The following is a 17,199-nucleotide window of genomic DNA, read 5'->3' as shown; positions in this document are numbered from 1 at the left end:
TTAGCATATAGTATTGGCAATTACAATCTTTTGGTATTTGAATCTAGTGACTTTTTTCGAAAAGCCACTTGAAAAACAAGCGAAAAAGTTGTTGTCAATATTTGTGTTTTTCTTTTAAATAATTTATGATTGAAACATCCAACAATTTTTTAAATCATAGGAGGTGTACACTTTGTTTACTTCCCTCATTCGGGCGGGAACAAAGGAATTATTTGGACGGAGACATATTGGAGATAACCATTAGGTTGGCGGCATTCGCCCTACTAATTATAATGACAGGATTTTTCGTTGCAACTGAATTTGCAATCGTAAAAGTGAGATCTACCCGCATTGATCAATTGCTCGCTGAAGGGCATAAAAAAGCGAAAAATGCTAAACGTGTTGTTTCAGATTTAGATGAATACTTATCTGCGTGTCAGCTAGGTATCACCATCACTGCACTCGGTTTAGGTTGGTTAGGTGAACCTACATTCGAAATTATTTTGCACCCAGTGTTTGAATTTCTAAATTTGAATGGTAGTATTACATCTATCCTTTCATTCATACTTGCATTCTCTATCGTAACGTTTATGCATGTTGTTATTGGGGAATTGGCGCCAAAAACATTAGCCATCCAAAAAGCAGAATTTGTCACATTAAACTTTTCTGGCCCATTAATTTTATTCCACAATATAACATATCCAATCATTAAGTTATTAAACGGATCTGCCCGCGGATTAACTGGTCTTTTCGGCTTAAAAATGATGTCAGAATCTGAAGTAGCTCATACAGAAGAAGAGCTGCGCATGATTTTGTCGGATAGTTTAAAAGGTGGGGAAATTAATAACTCAGAATATGAATATGTTAACAGTATTTTTGAGTTTTCAGATCGTCTTGCAAAAGAAATTATGGTTCCTCGAACTGAAATTGTTGGCATTGATAAAGAGCTAACAATTAAAGAAGTATTTGATTTAATGGGTGTTGAGCAATATACTCGTTATCCAATTCTTGATGGAGATAAAGACCATATTATCGGCTTAGTCAACATGAAGCATTTATTAACCGCTTACATTAAAGACTCAAAGAATGGTGATAAACCAGTTATTGACTATATGCAGCCTATTATTCGAGTAATGGAAACAACGCAAATTAACGATTTATTACTAAAAATTCAACGAGAACGTATTCATATGGCCATTTTAATGGATGAATATGGCGGAACATCTGGTTTAGTAACGATTGAAGATATTATTGAGGAAATTGTCGGCGATATTCAAGATGAATTCGATGAAGATGAGATCCCAGAAGTACAAGAAATTGCAGAAAATCACTTTATTTTAGATGCCAAGATGCTTCTTGAAAATGTGAATGATATGCTAGGTACTGACATAGAAGATGATGATATTGATACTATTGGCGGTTGGTTCATGACAAAGCGTTTTGATGCAGTCGAAGGAGACAGTATTCAGGAGCAAGGTTTTGAATTTATCGCAAAGGAATTAGATGGACACCATATTTTATACTTAGAAGTTCTGAAATTACCTGAAAGTGATTTATCAAATGAATTAGACGCTGTCACTGACTAAAATTGAATTGCCTTATTGAACTTGTCGTGGTACTATTAAAAGCACGCTTGTTTATTCAAGGCTATAAATATGGTTGTTCCTTCACACCTTATAGGTGGGAGGAATTCCGTAAGAAATAGATGAAAACGACTCCCTTTTCAAAAGGGGGTCGTTTTCTAATGTCCGAAAGTTTTGCGAGGAGGAAACAAAATGGAGCTCTATACAAATTTACGTCAAGGGGAAAAAGGTGCCTGGTTATCCATCGGTACATATCTAATTTTAAGCTCCATTAAGCTAACGATTGGCTATATTGGTACGTCGGAGGCATTAAAAGCAGATGGCTTAAATAATACGACAGATATTATCGCGTCTATCGCGGTATTAATTGGCTTACGTATTGCTCAAAGACCGCCTGATTCCAATCATCAATATGGACATTTACGTGCTGAAACAGTTGCCTCTTTGGTAGCATCATTCATTATGCTCGTTGTGGGTCTTCAGGTACTAATCAATTCTTTACAAAGTTTATGGGAACCCACTGGTACAACCCCATCCCTCTTAACAGCTTATGTAGCAATAGGAAGTGCTGTAGCTATGTATGTTGTTTATCGCTATAATTTAGCACTATCTAAAAGAATTAAAAGTGCTGCTGTTAAAGCTGCTGCCTTTGACAATCGCTCAGATGCACTTGTCAGTATTGGAACAGCAATCGGTATTTTCGGAGCTATATTTGGCTTCCCTATTATCGATTCTCTTACAGCCCTAGTCGTAGCCTTTTTAATTATTAAAACTGCAGTCGAAATCTTTTGGGAAGCTGTGCAAAGTCTTACTGATGCATTTGACATTGATGAGGTCGAGACTTTATCAGTCTTAATACGTAATGTTGATGGTGTAATCGAGCTCTTGGATTTTAAAGGTCGAGCACATGGTAATATGTACTTTATCGATATAACCGTAACAGTTGACCCTTACCTCAATGTTTTTGAAAGCCATCGTATTACCGAGGAAATAGAACGTACCATTTTACGTGAAAATCGTTTTTGCCAGGTTCTCGTGCATATCGAGCCGCATATCGAAATGATTCTCCCACAAAACGACGACAAGTCTCCTACCAATTGATTGGTAAGAGACTTGTTTTTATTTTACCGCTATATAGATTTCTACCTGAGCTTCCTGTGGATTCGCACAACGTTCATCATACAATTCAAAATCTCCTGTATACGTTCGTTCTACGCCAGAGTTGGCAAACCATGCCCAAATGTCTTGCCATGTTTGTATGACAACGTCTGGTAACGCTCCTTGATTTGATGTAAAAACTAAATATTTAGCTGCTGGTACGGTTTTAACAGTTAAACCAGCTGGTATGTCACCATCAAGACTATTTAACATTTGTACTCCTAGTGTAATGAAGTATTCCCCATTTACATCCGTCTCGTAATCCGAATATAAACCATAGATGTTTGCATTTTTTTGATTAGCTATTTGCTCTATAATATTTTGCTGATAAAAATCATTCCATAATTGCGGGATTTTAGCTTGTGACGTTATTTCTTTTGCATTGCTTGTTTGGGCTGATATTCCTACGATTTGAAATGAATCCCTTTCCACCATTTTCGGGTCCTTCCATTCGCCTTTTCTCCATCTTTTTAAGCTAGGTAAAAAAGAATTAAGCATACTACGTGCTTCATTTTCAGGCATACCCTCTTCCTTTAGATGCTGCACACAAAGGTCAATCATCCCTTCTACGGTTAATTGAGGTTGTGTAAATTTGCCTTCCTCATAACAATAAGCACAATACTCCTGACTTTTGTGACCACCTTTTTCAGTTCCTAATAATGCCTCTTCTATTAATGGCATTCCACAGCTTTGACAATAGCTCTGCATGTTTACTCCACCTTTCGCTTTAGTTGTCCTAACTATAGCAAAGGAAACCTGACAACTGTCTGTCATCAATTGTTTTCATTTTTATATAAATAAACAATTTCTTGTGCTCGTTTTTGAATAATATCTCTTATATACAATGGTTCTATAATTTTTATACGATGGCCAAAACTAAGTAAAAAGCCATAAAGCCATTCATCTTCGGGTATCGAGATATGAATCATGGACTGCTCATGATCAATATGCTCTGCACCAAACGATTCTTCCACCAATGTCGTGATCTTTTTATCAAAAGAAATAACTAAATTGACTAAGTTTTGAGGTTGATGCCATTCTTTACCCCAAGGGAGTTCACTTAAATTAACTTTCTTACGCTCAAATGTGGAATCCTCTTGAATTATATTTTTCATTCTCGCCAGTTTAAACAAACGAAAATCCCTTCTTAAGACGCAATAGCCATATAAATACCATGTCTTTCCTTTTTGAACTAACGTATGCGGTTCAACTACTCGATTTGTTTGTTGACCATATGTAGTGGAATAGCTGAAACTTACACAATGCTTACTTGCTATTGCTTTCTTTAACGTTGTAACAAGCTCTTTAAAAACAGTGTTTGGTCCCCATGGACTAAGATCTACAAATAGGTGATCAATCGATTGTTTTACTTGGCTATCCGCAATACTTGTTAATTTCTCAAGAACTGCTTCAGCATGTGAATCCTCATAGGTAGTCAAGGCACTTTTAATAGCGATGGAAAGTGAAGTAAGCTCATCTTTTGTCAAAACTTGTTTATCGACACGATAGCCTTCAATTAAACTAATACCTCCATTAACACCTTGTTGACTAATAACAGGTACACCTGCACAGCTAAGTGTTTCAATATCTCGATAAATCGTACGCACTGACACATTAAATAGCTCTGCTAGTTCTTGAGCTTTAACCTTTTTACGATTAATTAAAATCATCGTCATGGTTAATAGACGCTCTAATTTCATGCAAAATCTCCTTTCAGATATATCCCATAGTTCCTATACTCTATTACATCTTAGTTACTAACAAACTATCCTTTTAAGTATTTTTTAAGTACTTTTTGAGTTTTATTTAAGACAAATGTACTATAATAACGCCTAATTAACAATTACAATGATTATACTATTTTTACAATATAAGATAACAATGCATCTGGCTACACGACAGCTTTATTTCTCAATACAATATTGTTTTATTTTTTTATAAGAATAGTTTCAAAATTTAAACGCCTAAACAATTATTTCAATTCTCTTACACAACATAAAAAACTTCTAACTTCTATATAATGAACGGCGGGTACTTTCTATGAAGGGAATCTCAACACACCACAGGATCTACTACTCTCGCCTGTGATAGATTTACCCCTAAGATTGCTTTTTTCTATTAGCAAATTTTTAATAGAAAAGATTTGCTTTTCTCCCCCCTTCATTATATAGAAGCCTTTTCACCCAAAATAAACTAGTTTAATGGTTTTCAATTTAATTGTAAAAAGGAGAGTTTGATGGGATTCGAGCCGTTTTAATAGACAATGAACCTTTAGCTTTACACTACTTCCAAAATAAACTACACGCCTTTCAACAAATACAGGTTATTCAAACCTTTACAAGTGTAGAAAAATTTCTTAATGAGTTGCCAAACATAGAGTTTGACGTCATGTTTTTAGAGATAAAACTCCAAGAATTATCTGGACTTGAAGTAGCAGATATTATTAAAACAGAACGTCCACAAGTCAGCGTTATTTTTATTACCTCCTATCATGAATTTGCTTTACAAGCCTATGAAATCGGAGGTCTCGATTATTTATTAAAGCCTATTAGTCATACTCGTTTAGAAAAATCGATAGCCCGTATTGAGCATGAATTTTCTATACAGCAAATGCTACAACAAGCAACACAAACAGTCTTAAACGTACAATGCTTTGATCAATTTGCTGTCTATAGCAATAATAGCTTAGTGGCATTTAAAACTGAAAAGACGAAGGAATTATTTGCTTATTTTATTTTGCACCCAAACATACCGATACATCGAGATAATTTAATTGATATTCTATGGCCAGATTTAGATTATGTACGTGCCAAATCAAATCTTCATACAGCTCTTTCTTATTTAAGAAAAACGTTAAATACAATAGGCTATGACAACTGTATTGTTTTTTCAAACAAATACTATGTTTTTGAAAAACCAAATATTGTGTGTGATTTATATGATTTTCAAAAACTTCATGAAGAATTTTCACGTTTGGAATTTCCCTCTATTTCATTGATTCATCAGTGTCTTTCTATTTATAAAAATGGCCTATTTGTTTTCGATGATTATGAATGGTCAACTGCCTACAAAGATAGATTAACGAAATCATACATAGAGTTACTAGAAAAAGGGTTTCAACTAACGATTTTTTCAGATACTGAAAAAGCAATTGAATTTTTACACGCTTTATTAGATTATGATCCATACAATGAACAAAAACTTGAGCACTATTTGTATACGTTAATACAGGCAGGACTTCATGAACAGGCACACAAAATATTCCAAGCATATAAGCAAAAACTAAAGGAAGATTTAGCACTAACACCAAGCCCTTCCTTACTAGAAATATCCAAAAAATTAATTGTTTACAATAAATAGTTTTAAAAACGGCGAGTACTACTAATTTGTAGGTACTCGCCGTTTAATTATCAACTTATATTTGCTGTACGTCTTTAAGTGCCACTACCCTCTGTTAGGCCATGCTTCACTGCATAGAGCGCAGCCTGTGTACGGTCTTGCACTTGTAGCTTTGTAAAGATATTTGAAATATGCGTTTTAACCGTTTTTTCAGTAACAAAAAGTGAGGATGCTATTTCTCGATTACTCTTTCCTTTTGTAAGCTCTGCTAGCACATCTTGCTCGCGAGGTGTTAACGGATTTAATAAATGTGGTGCATTTTGTGATTCTTGTCGGTCCATTTCAAGCGTTGTGGTTGCATCTGGATGCAATGTATTTTCGCCACGCATTATACGTCGAATGGATAATACTAATTCATCTGGCTCAATATCTTTTAACTGATAGCCAGCTGCTCCCGCCTCCATTGCTGGAACAACATGATCTCGATCAGAAAAGCTAGTGAGCATTAAAATTTCTATTTGTGGATATTTGGCTTTGATGCGTTTAGTTGCCTGAATGCCATCCATTTCTGGCATGACTAAATCCATTAAGATAATATCTGGTTGGATACTTTCTGCTAATGATACAGCTTCAAGTCCATTTTTCGCCTCTCCGACAACCTCAATATCTTTTTGTGTCTTTAAGAAAAACAAAAGTCCACGACGAACCACATGATGATCGTCTGCAATTAATACTCGTATCATGTCCTCTCCCCCTTAATATGGTAAGCGGATTAGCAGCTCCGTACCTTTGCCTATTTCACTTACCCAGTCAGCGGTGCCACCCACTGATTTAGCACGATCTTTTATAGATTGTAAGCCCATTGACAGCAACTTTATATTATTGTCGATTACAAATCCCCGTCCCTCATCACGAATAACCAATAAAATATCTGTAGGTGTCACAGTAATATATAATGCTGCTTCTAGCACACCAGCATGGCGACGCACATTATTTAATGCTTCTTGAGCTACTCGAAATAATGTTTCTTCAATACGTGAGGGGAATTGTAGTACACCTGACACCGTAACATGTAATTTTAATCCTAGCATTTCAGCATATACCTTTATGGCTTCAAGTAAACCATTTTCTAATCCCTTAGGGCGCAATTGCCAAATCAACGCACGCATCTCTGTTAGGGCATCTTGTGTTAAGTGCTGAATCTCTTTAAAGGTTTCTTTCACCTCATGGTCCTCTGTCATTTCAATACCAGCTCTCGCTGTTAATGTTACGGAGAATAGAAGTTGATTGACAGAATCATGTAAATCACGCGCTAGACGGTTCCGTTCCTTCACAAGGGCCATTTCTTGCTCTTGTTTTGTTAATAAAATTCGTTTAATCGCCGACCCCATCTGAAATGCCACCGATTCTAGTAAGGCAAGATCTTCCTCTGAAAAACGTACAGTGTCCTTCGATGCAACATTTAACACCCCAAAACGTTCTTGTCCAGATTGCAGGGGTACTGTGGCATGATGTGTAATCCCTTCATGGTCTCCAACATTTGCTGCGATAGCACTTTCAATACGTTGACACTCGATAATATTTGAAGCTTTTTTCAGTTCCTCATTGCGATAACGGGAGACACACCAACAGCCACCCTTATTTAAATAATGACAATTTTTATATTCCAATGCTTCTGGTAAATTTTCATGGACAACAAGCTCAGAGCGCCCCTTTGCATCAATAAAAAAAATCCAACCTGTTTCAAATTTGGTGCCATTTAAAAATTTGATGAGTGCACCTTTTAGCATTGTGACAATTTCAGTTTCTTCATTTAATAGTTCAGCAATTTCTTTTAAAATACCGATATTGGAATGCTCATTCTCCCTCACGAAAACACCTCTTCTTTAGCATTACTACTACTAATGATACCATTAAGGAGTTAGAGTCGTCTGCTTCCGTCATTCATACTTTAGACTGAAATTAAAGGCATACCTTATTTTGCGTAAGTTGATTTACATATAAAACTAGAACATCTATAATCGTACAAGTACATGGTTTTATGAAGGGAAGATTGGAAATGTCTAAAAAAGAGGAAAATGGCTTATTATTTATTTGGATTGTTTCTGCAGTAGCGACATTAGGTTCATTATACTTTTCCGAAATTCGTCACTATGAGCCTTGTAAATTATGTTGGATTCAACGTATTTTTATGTACCCAATTGTCATTATGACAACTGTAGCATTTATTCAAAAAAATGCTCGCATCGCTGTCACAACGGCCGTTTTTTCTGTCATCGGAGGCTGTATTTCACTATACCATTACGGCATTCAAAAGCTTAGCTTTTTAGCTGATAATGCTCCTTCCTGTGGCGCGGTTTCTTGTACAGGACAATATATTAACTGGTTAGGATTTATTACTATTCCGTTTCTAGCATTAACTGCATTTATTTTAATCGCAGGGGCAAGCTTTTATATAATAAAGGCTGCTAAAGCTGCAAAATAATCGAAAGACCGTGTTCTACCATTGGAATACGGTCTTTTCATCGGAGGATATAATCTATGTTTCTTTATGAAATGAATGAAGATAACTTAACTATTGAAAAGCTATTGCGTAATCAGTGGAGGCTTGGGAAAAAGCTAGTCCATGAATTACGTATGGCTAAAGCAATCACATTAACAAATGATGAGCTTATTCAATGGAATACACCTTTACAGACAGGTACGATAATCAAAATTACGTTTCCTATTCCAACATCTAGCTACAAACCAACACCTGTTTGTGCTATTGACGTTGTCTATGAAGATGACCATTGTTTAATCGTATCGAAGCCAAAAGGTATGGCAACACACCCTAATGATGAACGTGATACGCATACTTGTATGAACCATGTTATGGCACACATAAAAGAACATGGTGGCATTTATGCAGAGCATGTCCATCGTCTCGATAAAGGAACACAAGGGTTACTGCTTGTAGCAAAGCATCCTTTAGCAAAATCTATTTTTGATCGGATGATTGAGGAAAAATCTATTATTCGTACGTATGCTGCAGAAGTCCAAGGAAATTTAAGGTCTTCCACTGGAACTATTTCTGAGCCAATTGGCAAAGACCGACATCATGCTACAAGACGTGTTGTGTCCAAAACTGGTCAGCATGCTGTAACTCACTATGAAGTTGTGGCTCGCTACAAAAATTCCTGTGTTGTCCATCTGATTCTTGAAACTGGACGTACACATCAAATACGTGTTCATTTAGCCTATATCGGCCATCCGATTATCGGCGATACAATGTACGGCGCACGAGAAACGGCAAGCGGTGACTATGAGCTCCATGCCATTCAATTAGAATTTGAACATCCATTTTTAAATCAACGAATTATCGTTAAGGACGAGCAATAATCAAAAAAATCCCGCTTCTCTCCTCTGAGAGCGGGATTTTTACTTATTAGAAATCAAATTTAAAATGATCAGGATCTTGCCCAAATCGCTGATTACGATTTAATGTTGCCATCTTCTCCATTTGTTCCTGTGTTAATGCAAAGTCAAAAATCTCTGCATTTTCCTCAATTCGACTCGGAGTCACTGATTTAGGTATAACAAGTGTATCATTTTGTAAATGCCAACGTAGCACTACCTGAGCAGGCGTTTTACCGATTTCTTTCCCTATTTCAACAATGGTAGAATCAGTAAGTACGCCTCCACGACCTAGCGGTGACCAAGCAGTAACCGCAATTTGGTGTTCACTGCAAAATGCACTTAATGCTTGTTGCTGTAAATAAGGATGTACCTCCACCTGATTAACCATCGGAGCGGTATTTGCCTTAGCCAATATTTTCTCTAAATGGTGCTCATGATGATTTGATACACCCGTTGCACGAATTAGTTTTTCGTCATATAGGCGTTCAATCGCGCGATATGTTTCTTCAAATGTTTCTGGGACAGCCCAATGTGTTAAATATAAATCTAAGTAATCCATATTTAATTTCTTGAGTGAAACCTCAAAAGCACGTAATGTTGCGTCATATCCTTGGTCATTATTCCATACTTTAGTCGTCACAAAAATATCTTCACGTCGAATACCTGAATGACGAATGGCTTCTCCTACTTCTACTTCATTACCATACAATGATGCTGTATCAATCGCTCGATAACCAAATTTTAATGCTTTGTCGATGGCCTGTAATGTCTCTTCACGTTCTGTCATTTTATAAACACCTAAGCCGAAGCGAGGCATTTCTACACCATTAGATAATGTTTTTGTTGATTGTAAATGCAAGAACTACAACCCCTTTCTTTTCCTAGTACCATTATACAAAATATTGGATTTAAGAAAAATAAAGAAGGTTCCATAACACTACTCTTTCTTTAATTCAACATCTTCCAATTGTATCGGATCAGCAATACGCTCATCCTCTGCCAACTCCAGACCGTCTCGTAAATGCTCCATCTGCTTTCCTAAATCTTTTAATTCCTTCATATCTCTTGCCATCGTACCATTTTCAATGTTTGGCACCTTTTTTTCCATAATGATCACCTCATTTATAGTTTTCCCTATATCGATATGTTTGAACCATTTCTGACATATTTTATTCAGCTATGTCGTTTCATTTTTATAATAGATAGGCTATACTAAAAAGAGATGTCTTTATAAACATGAGGAGGGTACTTCCATGAAATTATTATTAATTCTTGGTGTAACAATTGCTTTCTTATCTGCTATTTTCACTGCTGGTTACGAAGGCGACTACAAAGCTGATAAATAAAACCTCAAGAAAATCACTAAGCATAGAAAAATGCTTAGTGATTTTCTTTTTTTATGGAACAATATAATTACTTGACTTTCCTTTATTTTTAAAATAAACTAACTTACATAAAGTAACTAGATAAAAAAAGATAACTAACCGGAGGTATCCACATGCATTTTCATGAAAAACCGAATACTTATGTCACAAATGTTGAATTAAAAGTAAGTGATCTACAACGCTCTTTAACATATTATCAAGATGTCATTGGCTTCAAAGTTTTACACCAAGAATCACATAAAGCTACTTTAACAGCAGATGGACGTACAGCTTTATTGACAATTGTTCAACCTGAAACAGTGGAAGAAAAGCAACGAATGACAACTGGCCTTTATCACTTTGCTCTACTATTACCAACCCGTCGTGATTTAGCAAATATTATTACTCATTTTCATGAAAAAGGCGTATATCTTGGAGCTTCCGACCACGCTGTGAGTGAAGCACTTTATTTAAATGATCCTGACCATAATGGCATTGAGGTTTATGTGGATCGACCTGAAAGTGAATGGACATGGTATGTCGATCAAGTGCATATGGTAACGGAGCCATTAAATATTCAATCAATCTTAGAAGAGGGCAATGGAAACTGGAGTGGTCTTCCAGAAGGAACAGTAATGGGACATATTCATTTATCTGTCTCCAACTTAGCAGAGACTGAGCAATTTTATACAAAGGGCTTAGGTTACGATATTGTCTCACGCTATGGCACACAAGCATTATTTATTTCTACAGGTCGATATCACCATCATATTGGTTTAAATACTTGGCATTCTGAAAATGCTCCAAAGCTTGGCGAAAATCAAGTGGGCCTAAAGACATTCTCGCTACGTTTAGACAATGAAGAACAAGCATCTTTTATGAAAGCAAACTTACGTGCAATGGGTGCACCTGTCATAGATATTGACGGTGGGTTCCAAACTGAAGACCCTGCAGGGAATGTTGTATTATTGAAATTTTAATCATATGTAAAAAGCAATTCTCACATATAAGTTGCCTATTCATGGGCAGCCCTATATAGAGAATTGCTTTTTTAATGTAATCCTGGATATCCTTGTTGACGTAATGCCTCATAAATTACAATAGCAGCCGTATTAGATAAATTAAGAGAACGGACATGCTCACTTTGCGGAATACGTAAACACATATCTCGACGTTCATAAGCAAAGTCCTTTGGCAAACCTGTTGTTTCTTTTCCGAACATAAAGTAAATATCTCGGTTTTGATCACTAAAATCATGTGTCGTAAATGGCTCTTCACTATATGTTTCGATTAAATATACATCTCCATTTTTAGAGTATTCTATAAAATCATCAAGTGAGTCATGATAGACCACATTAACACTATGCCAATAATCTAAGCCCGCACGTTTAAGCATTTTATCATCCGTCGAAAAGCCAAGTGGACGAATTAAATGTAACGATGTATTAGTGCCTGCACAGGTGCGAGCAATGTTCCCTGTATTGGCTGGTATTTCTGGTTGATACAAAACGATATGCAATGGCATAACGGTACACTTCCTTATTAAGAATTTCTTTAAATCGGTTTAAGAGGACTGCGAAACTCATTTAGAGGGCAACTCTCACTTTTGGAGCGGTTGCCATCTCTTTTCGAGCGACTTCACTCACTTTTGGAGCGGTTGTCACCTCTTTTGGAGCGACTTCACCCACTTTTGGAGCGACTTCACTCACACTTGGAGCGGTTGCCACCTCTTTTGGAGCGGTTGCCATCTCTTTTCGAGCGACTTCACTCACATTTGGAGCGGTTGCCATCTCTTTTCGAGCGACTTCACTCACTTTTGGAGCGGTTGCCACCTCTTTTCGAGCGACTTCACTCACTTTTGGAGCGGTTGCCATCTCTTTTCGAGCGACTTCACTCACTTTTGGTGCGGTTGCCATCTCTTTTCGAGCGACTTCACTCACACTTGGAGCGGTTATCACTGCATTTGGAACCGCCACACCCACCTGGAGCGGTTGCTACTCCTCTAAAGTGACCCCCTCTTTAATTTAGTAGAGAAAATCGACCTCATTACTGAAAAAACTGCAATCCTTTGTTAATTTCAGCAAGCACATCTTCGTCCTGCTCTATAAGATCCGCTTCTTCTAAGGCGACTTTGGCCTGTTCTCCACCTATCTTTCCCAAAGCCCATGCTGCGGTGCCCCGGATGACTGGACGATCATCGTTTTTTAGTAGGCCGATTAAATCCGGTATGGCGGCTTCTTCTTTAAAATGAGCAAGTGCCAAAATGGCATTGCGTTGAATGGGCTTTTTGCCCCGCCAGGAACCTGATACGTGGCCAAACTTTGTCTTAAACTCTCGATTTGAAATGGTTAAGAGCGGTGTCAGTAGTGGCTTAGCAAGTTCTGGATCTGGTTTGAATTCTTCATGTATCCAATTGATTTTCCCTTTATTTTTTGGGCAAACTGTTTGGCATGTATCACAGCCATATAAACGATTACCGATATGACTACGAAACTCATCTGGCAATGTTCCCTTTGTCTGGGTTAGAAAGGCGATGCAGCGCTGGGCATTTAATTGTCCTCCTTCGATTAATGCGCCCGTTGGACATACATCCAAGCACAAACGGCAATCTCCACATTCATCCTCCATTGGCTTATCTGGTGCAAATGGAATGTTTGTGATGAGCTCACCCAAATATACATAAGAGCCAAACTCTGGCGTTATAATCGAGCAGTTTTTACCGCTCCAGCCAATGCCTGCACGTTCTGCTACTGCACGATCTACAAGAGCACCCGTATCAACCATTGATTCAATACGTACACCCTCCACACGTTCCTCAAGCCAAATAGATAATAGCTTTAAACGTTCACGTAATGCTGTATGATAATCGACACCCCATGAAGCACGGCAGAAAATTCCCCGCCTTGCACCTCTTTTACCAGTAGGTGCATTTTCCATACGTGATGGATAGGCAACTGCTATTGCGACAATGCTCTCTGCTTCATTCAATAATTGAAGGGGTTCGGTACGTTTTTCAATATCACTTTCTTCAAAGCCAGACTGATAGCCTAGCTCCTGCTGACGACGCAGTCTGTTTTTAAGTTCTGTAAAGGGAGCTGCTGTGGTAAAACCTATTTTATCAACGCCAATGGACATGGCATATGCCACAAAGTCACGTTGTAGGTCATCTAAGTTCATTTTATTTCCAACTCCTTACATGGTACAATAGTAGAAATAGATAAAGTAGGTGAAGTTCTTTGGAAATTTCCATTAACCAATCTCTATTAGCACAACATCCCGAGCTAAAAATCGGCATTATTCATTATACCAAAATTGTCGTTGCAGAATCCCCTCAAATGATTAAAGGTAGAATGCAATTGTATCAGGAAAACCTTTATTTAGAATTGCAGGATCATCCTGTTACTCAGCTAGAGGGTATTGCTGAATGGCGAAAGCTATGGAAAAAACTCGGTGCTGATCCAAACCGTCATCGTCACTCAGCAGAAAGCTTAATGCGCCGAATTAGTAAACAAAATTATTTAACACCTCTTCATTCAGGTGTTGATTTGAATAATTTTTTCTCTCTCCAATACGAAATGCCAATTGGTCTATATGATGTCTCGAAAATCAAAGAGTTTGTAGAAATTACTTTAGGTCATGAAGAAGTTGGCTACGAAGGTTTAAATGGTCGTTTTAATACATTAAAAAATATTCTCTACAGTCGTGATGAGGTAGGTGGATTTGGTTCACCTTTCGTAGATTCTACACGTACAGCTGTTACAGAAGAAACAACTGAGGCGTTACAGCTATTTTATCTTCGACCATCCTTAACAAATGAAGCTGCAAACGACCTTCTTATGTCAGCAGGAAAAATGTTTAATCAAATTCATGGCGGTGACTATCAAATCGCTCTCTTGTCTAACGATGCACCATCTACAACACTATAAAAAGGACGTGTTTTCGTGATTAACCTTGCAGAAGCTGTTAAATTAAAAAGTATATTAGGAAAGAAAACTCAAGAACTTGTGAGTGAATTACATCGCAGTGCTTTTGTAACAGTAGAAAAAGGACAAGCTCCTAAAACAAGTTATCGTGCGATGCCGCTAATTGAAGCTGAATTAGCACAGGTTCGTTTAGATGCACGCACATTAGATCGTTTAGTATATGAAGCGAATATCCAAAACTCAGTAGATTTTAAAGGGCAAAAACTAGCTCTGGTGGAAGCCATTGAACTAGCAACACAGCTCCGTGCCGAGGCTGAACTTTGTAAAGAATTCAGCATGCGTGAAAAAGAAAGTGTCCGATTTGGCTATGGTGAAAATGCGTTGTTATACGAAATCGCCATGTATGAACCCGACGACTATCGAGAACGTGCGATTAAACTTGAAAAAGATGCACATAAATTATCCAATCTTATTAATTCGAAAAATTATAGTATACAAATTAATTTTGATGACTCTCGTTATTTCTAGACTCGGGGCGGTGAGACTCCAAACCGAGGTTGGATGTGCTGTTTTCAAATTAGCTTTTTCTGCTAACTTAGTTTAAACCAATTCCAAGTGACCTGTTACTGTATGACCGATGACTAATGACCAACCATAGGCAAAAGCCATACTCAAAACAACTTGATTCCGTTTGAAAACGCCATCCGAAGCTCTCCTACATTTATGTAAGGAGAGCTTTTTTATTGGCTCACACAATAGGCTTAGATTTTTAATGTCTAGTTTGCCCCATTCAAGGACAAAATGGAAGTATCTATAGGAAAGGGGTCATACTATGACAAAGCAAAATGATTCAACCCATGAGCAAGATACAACATTGACAAATCGACAGGGTCATCCGATTACAAACAACCAAAACCTAAGAACAATCGGTAATCGTGGTCCAGCAACTCTTGAAAATTATGATTTTCTAGAGAAACTGAGTCACTTTGACCGAGAAAGAGTTCCAGAGCGAGTTGTCCATGCTCGTGGTGCAGGGGCACATGGCTATTTTGAAACGTATGGTGTTGTTGGTGACGATCCGATTTCTAAATATACACGTGCCAAAGTCTTTCAGGAAAAAGGGAAGAAAACGCCTGTCTTTGTACGTTTCTCAACCGTTATACATGGTGGACACTCCCCCGAAACATTACGTGACCCTCGAGGCTTTGCGGTTAAGTTTTATACAGAGGATGGAAACTGGGATTTGGTAGGCAATAATTTAAAGATTTTCTTCATTCGCGATGCCATTAAATTTCCAGACATGATTCATGCTTTTAAGCCTGATCCTATTACGAATATACAGAATGTTGAACGTTTCTTTGATTTTTGTGCGAGCTCGCCAGAAACATTCCATATGGTCACTTTTGTGTACTCCCCTTGGGGCATTCCAGCTAACTATCGGATGATGCAAGGCTCTGGCGTTAATACGTATAAGTGGGTTAATAATGAGGGGAAAGCAGTACTCGTTAAATACCATTGGGAACCGCTTCAAGGTATTAAAAATTTAACACAAAAGGAAGCAGAAGAAATTCAAAAGAAGAATTTCAATCATGCCACACAGGATTTGTATGACGCGATTGAACGTGGGGAATATCCTGAATGGGAGCTACATGTGCAAATTATGGAGGACGGCCCACATCCTGAGCTTGATTTTGATCCACTGGATGATACAAAGCTTTGGCCAAACGATCAATTCCCATGGTATCCGGTCGGCAAAATGGTGTTAAATAAAAATCCTGAAGATTATTTTGCAGAGGTGGAACAAGCTACTTTCGGCACAGGGGTACTTGTCGATGGCTTAGATTTTTCGGATGATAAAATGTTGCAAGGTCGTACTTTCTCTTATTCCGATACACAGCGTCATCGTGTAGGAGCCAACTATTTGCAATTACCGATTAACGCACCTAAAAAACGGGTTGCAACCAATCAACATGGTGGGCAAATGATGTATAAGCGTGATTTGGCACCTGGTCAAAATCCACATATTAATTATGAACCATCCATGTTGAATGGTTTAAAGGAAGCCACACAGACAGGCAAGGAATATACACCTTATGTAGAAGGAAATCTTGTTCGAGAATCGATTGATCGTCAAAGTAATACGAAGCAAGCAGGTGAAACCTACCGTAACTTTGAGCAATGGGAACGTGATGAGCTTCTTGAAAATTTAATTCGTGACTTAGCTGTCTGTCATGAAGATATTCAAAACGCCATGATAGCTCTTGCGGAAGAAGCGGATGAAGAATATGGACGCTTACTAAAAGAAGGATTACAAAAGGCCAGAGAACATTCCTCTACTTCTAAGCCACTTGGCAATATTGATGGCAATCAAGCGCCTCAAGATGCAATAAATAAAGGTCATGATGCTGAGCCTTATTAAGAAAGCAAAAAAAGACATTACATTTTTTGTAATGT

Annotated in this window: 18 protein-coding genes; 9 read left to right on the top strand and 9 right to left on the bottom strand. The window is 37.6% G+C overall.

All coding sequences use genetic code 11. From position 1 onward, the window contains the following. Positions 1–245: 245 nt before the first annotated feature. Both SJW71_RS04400 and SJW71_RS04395 read left to right on the top strand, forming a co-directional pair. Complete coding sequence (locus SJW71_RS04400) at positions 246–1,565, top strand: hemolysin family protein (protein ID WP_274797380.1); 1,320 nt, start codon at positions 246–248, stop codon at positions 1,563–1,565. A gap of 189 nt (positions 1,566–1,754) precedes the next feature. Then, positions 1,755–2,663, top strand: coding sequence for a cation diffusion facilitator family transporter (locus SJW71_RS04395; RefSeq protein WP_274794456.1), 909 nt, complete (start codon positions 1,755–1,757; stop codon positions 2,661–2,663). Positions 2,664–2,681: 18 nt separating this feature from the next. Here the strand turns inward: SJW71_RS04395 and SJW71_RS04390 are convergent, their stop codons facing one another. Next, entirely contained in the window at positions 2,682–3,428 is a 747-nt protein-coding gene (locus SJW71_RS04390; RefSeq protein ID WP_274794457.1) for an effector binding domain-containing protein, read from the bottom strand. A 65-nt stretch (positions 3,429–3,493) separates the two neighbouring features. Further along, a complete protein-coding gene (locus SJW71_RS04385; protein ID WP_274794458.1) occupies positions 3,494–4,420 on the bottom strand; it encodes a helix-turn-helix transcriptional regulator in 927 nt (308 codons plus the stop codon). A gap of 541 nt (positions 4,421–4,961) precedes the next feature. On the opposite strand from SJW71_RS04385, the gene SJW71_RS04380 reads away from it, so the two are divergent. Continuing rightward, entirely contained in the window at positions 4,962–6,080 is a 1,119-nt protein-coding gene (locus tag SJW71_RS04380) for a response regulator (protein WP_431812190.1), read from the top strand. A 74-nt stretch (positions 6,081–6,154) separates the two neighbouring features. Here SJW71_RS04380 and SJW71_RS04375 read toward each other — a convergent pair whose 3' ends face one another. Continuing rightward, a complete protein-coding gene (locus SJW71_RS04375) occupies positions 6,155–6,802 on the bottom strand; it encodes a response regulator (protein WP_274794460.1) in 648 nt (215 codons plus the stop codon). Positions 6,803–6,814: 12 nt separating this feature from the next. Further along, complete coding sequence (locus SJW71_RS04370; protein WP_274794461.1) at positions 6,815–7,930, bottom strand: GAF domain-containing sensor histidine kinase; 1,116 nt, start codon at positions 7,928–7,930, stop codon at positions 6,815–6,817. 188 nt (positions 7,931–8,118) lie between these two features. On the opposite strand from SJW71_RS04370, the gene SJW71_RS04365 reads away from it, so the two are divergent. Further along, on the top strand, positions 8,119–8,544 hold the full coding sequence (locus tag SJW71_RS04365) for a disulfide oxidoreductase (RefSeq protein ID WP_274794462.1): 426 nt from the start codon (positions 8,119–8,121) through the stop codon (positions 8,542–8,544). Between the two features lie 56 nt (positions 8,545–8,600). Continuing rightward, entirely contained in the window at positions 8,601–9,440 is an 840-nt protein-coding gene (locus SJW71_RS04360) for an RluA family pseudouridine synthase (protein ID WP_431811775.1), read from the top strand. Positions 9,441–9,486: 46 nt separating this feature from the next. Here the strand turns inward: SJW71_RS04360 and SJW71_RS04355 are convergent, their stop codons facing one another. Next, complete coding sequence (locus SJW71_RS04355) at positions 9,487–10,317, bottom strand: aldo/keto reductase (protein WP_274794464.1); 831 nt, start codon at positions 10,315–10,317, stop codon at positions 9,487–9,489. 78 nt (positions 10,318–10,395) lie between these two features. After that, entirely contained in the window at positions 10,396–10,566 is a 171-nt protein-coding gene (locus tag SJW71_RS04350; RefSeq protein ID WP_274794466.1) for a hypothetical protein, read from the bottom strand. Between the two features lie 390 nt (positions 10,567–10,956). Between SJW71_RS04350 and SJW71_RS04345 the strand changes: the two genes are divergently transcribed. Then, on the top strand, positions 10,957–11,802 hold the full coding sequence (locus tag SJW71_RS04345; RefSeq protein WP_431811774.1) for a VOC family protein: 846 nt from the start codon (positions 10,957–10,959) through the stop codon (positions 11,800–11,802). Between the two features lie 71 nt (positions 11,803–11,873). Here the strand turns inward: SJW71_RS04345 and trmL are convergent, their stop codons facing one another. The 3 genes from trmL to queG form a co-directional block, all read right to left on the bottom strand. Next, on the bottom strand, positions 11,874–12,347 hold the full coding sequence (trmL, locus tag SJW71_RS04340; RefSeq protein ID WP_274794468.1) for a tRNA (uridine(34)/cytosine(34)/5-carboxymethylaminomethyluridine(34)-2'-O)-methyltransferase TrmL: 474 nt from the start codon (positions 12,345–12,347) through the stop codon (positions 11,874–11,876). A 61-nt stretch (positions 12,348–12,408) separates the two neighbouring features. Then, the gene (locus SJW71_RS04335) at positions 12,409–12,798 is read right to left on the bottom strand and encodes a hypothetical protein (protein ID WP_431811773.1); all 390 of its coding nucleotides are present in this window, start codon (positions 12,796–12,798) and stop codon (positions 12,409–12,411) included. A gap of 70 nt (positions 12,799–12,868) precedes the next feature. Then, positions 12,869–13,999, bottom strand: coding sequence for a tRNA epoxyqueuosine(34) reductase QueG (queG, locus tag SJW71_RS04330; protein WP_407134977.1), 1,131 nt, complete (start codon positions 13,997–13,999; stop codon positions 12,869–12,871). Positions 14,000–14,058: 59 nt separating this feature from the next. On the opposite strand from queG, the gene SJW71_RS04325 reads away from it, so the two are divergent. The 3 genes from SJW71_RS04325 (at position 14,059) to SJW71_RS04315 (ending at position 17,164) form a co-directional block, all read left to right on the top strand. Continuing rightward, positions 14,059–14,748, top strand: coding sequence for a B3/B4 domain-containing protein (locus SJW71_RS04325; RefSeq protein ID WP_431811772.1), 690 nt, complete (start codon positions 14,059–14,061; stop codon positions 14,746–14,748). A gap of 15 nt (positions 14,749–14,763) precedes the next feature. After that, on the top strand, positions 14,764–15,273 hold the full coding sequence (locus tag SJW71_RS04320; protein ID WP_274794472.1) for a hypothetical protein: 510 nt from the start codon (positions 14,764–14,766) through the stop codon (positions 15,271–15,273). Positions 15,274–15,577: 304 nt separating this feature from the next. Next, entirely contained in the window at positions 15,578–17,164 is a 1,587-nt protein-coding gene (locus SJW71_RS04315; protein WP_274794473.1) for a catalase, read from the top strand. Positions 17,165–17,199: the final 35 nt, after the last annotated feature.

The organism is Lysinibacillus sp. FW12 (assembly GCF_050817245.1).
Taxonomy (GTDB): Bacteria; Bacillota; Bacilli; order Bacillales_A; family Planococcaceae; genus Lysinibacillus; species Lysinibacillus irui.
This window is presented reverse-complemented; position numbering and strand designations above follow the sequence as displayed.

What these genes read in the sequence shown, in the direction of transcription:
- SJW71_RS04350 (WP_274794466.1), bottom strand. Translation starts at nt 10,566, where the DNA reads ATGGAAAAAAAGGTGCCAAACATTGAAAATGGTACGATGGCAAGAGAT.
- SJW71_RS04375 (WP_274794460.1), bottom strand. Translation starts at nt 6,802, where the DNA reads ATGATACGAGTATTAATTGCAGACGATCATCATGTGGTTCGTCGTGGA.
- SJW71_RS04385 (WP_274794458.1), bottom strand. Translation starts at nt 4,420, where the DNA reads ATGAAATTAGAGCGTCTATTAACCATGACGATGATTTTAATTAATCGT.
- SJW71_RS04315 (WP_274794473.1), top strand. Translation starts at nt 15,578, where the DNA reads ATGACAAAGCAAAATGATTCAACCCATGAGCAAGATACAACATTGACA.
- SJW71_RS04390 (WP_274794457.1), bottom strand. Translation starts at nt 3,428, where the DNA reads ATGCAGAGCTATTGTCAAAGCTGTGGAATGCCATTAATAGAAGAGGCA.
- SJW71_RS04360 (WP_431811775.1), top strand. Translation starts at nt 8,601, where the DNA reads ATGTTTCTTTATGAAATGAATGAAGATAACTTAACTATTGAAAAGCTA.
- SJW71_RS04365 (WP_274794462.1), top strand. Translation starts at nt 8,119, where the DNA reads ATGTCTAAAAAAGAGGAAAATGGCTTATTATTTATTTGGATTGTTTCT.
- queG (WP_407134977.1), bottom strand. Translation starts at nt 13,999, where the DNA reads ATGAACTTAGATGACCTACAACGTGACTTTGTGGCATATGCCATGTCC.
- trmL (WP_274794468.1), bottom strand. Translation starts at nt 12,347, where the DNA reads ATGCCATTGCATATCGTTTTGTATCAACCAGAAATACCAGCCAATACA.
- SJW71_RS04345 (WP_431811774.1), top strand. Translation starts at nt 10,957, where the DNA reads ATGCATTTTCATGAAAAACCGAATACTTATGTCACAAATGTTGAATTA.
- SJW71_RS04395 (WP_274794456.1), top strand. Translation starts at nt 1,755, where the DNA reads ATGGAGCTCTATACAAATTTACGTCAAGGGGAAAAAGGTGCCTGGTTA.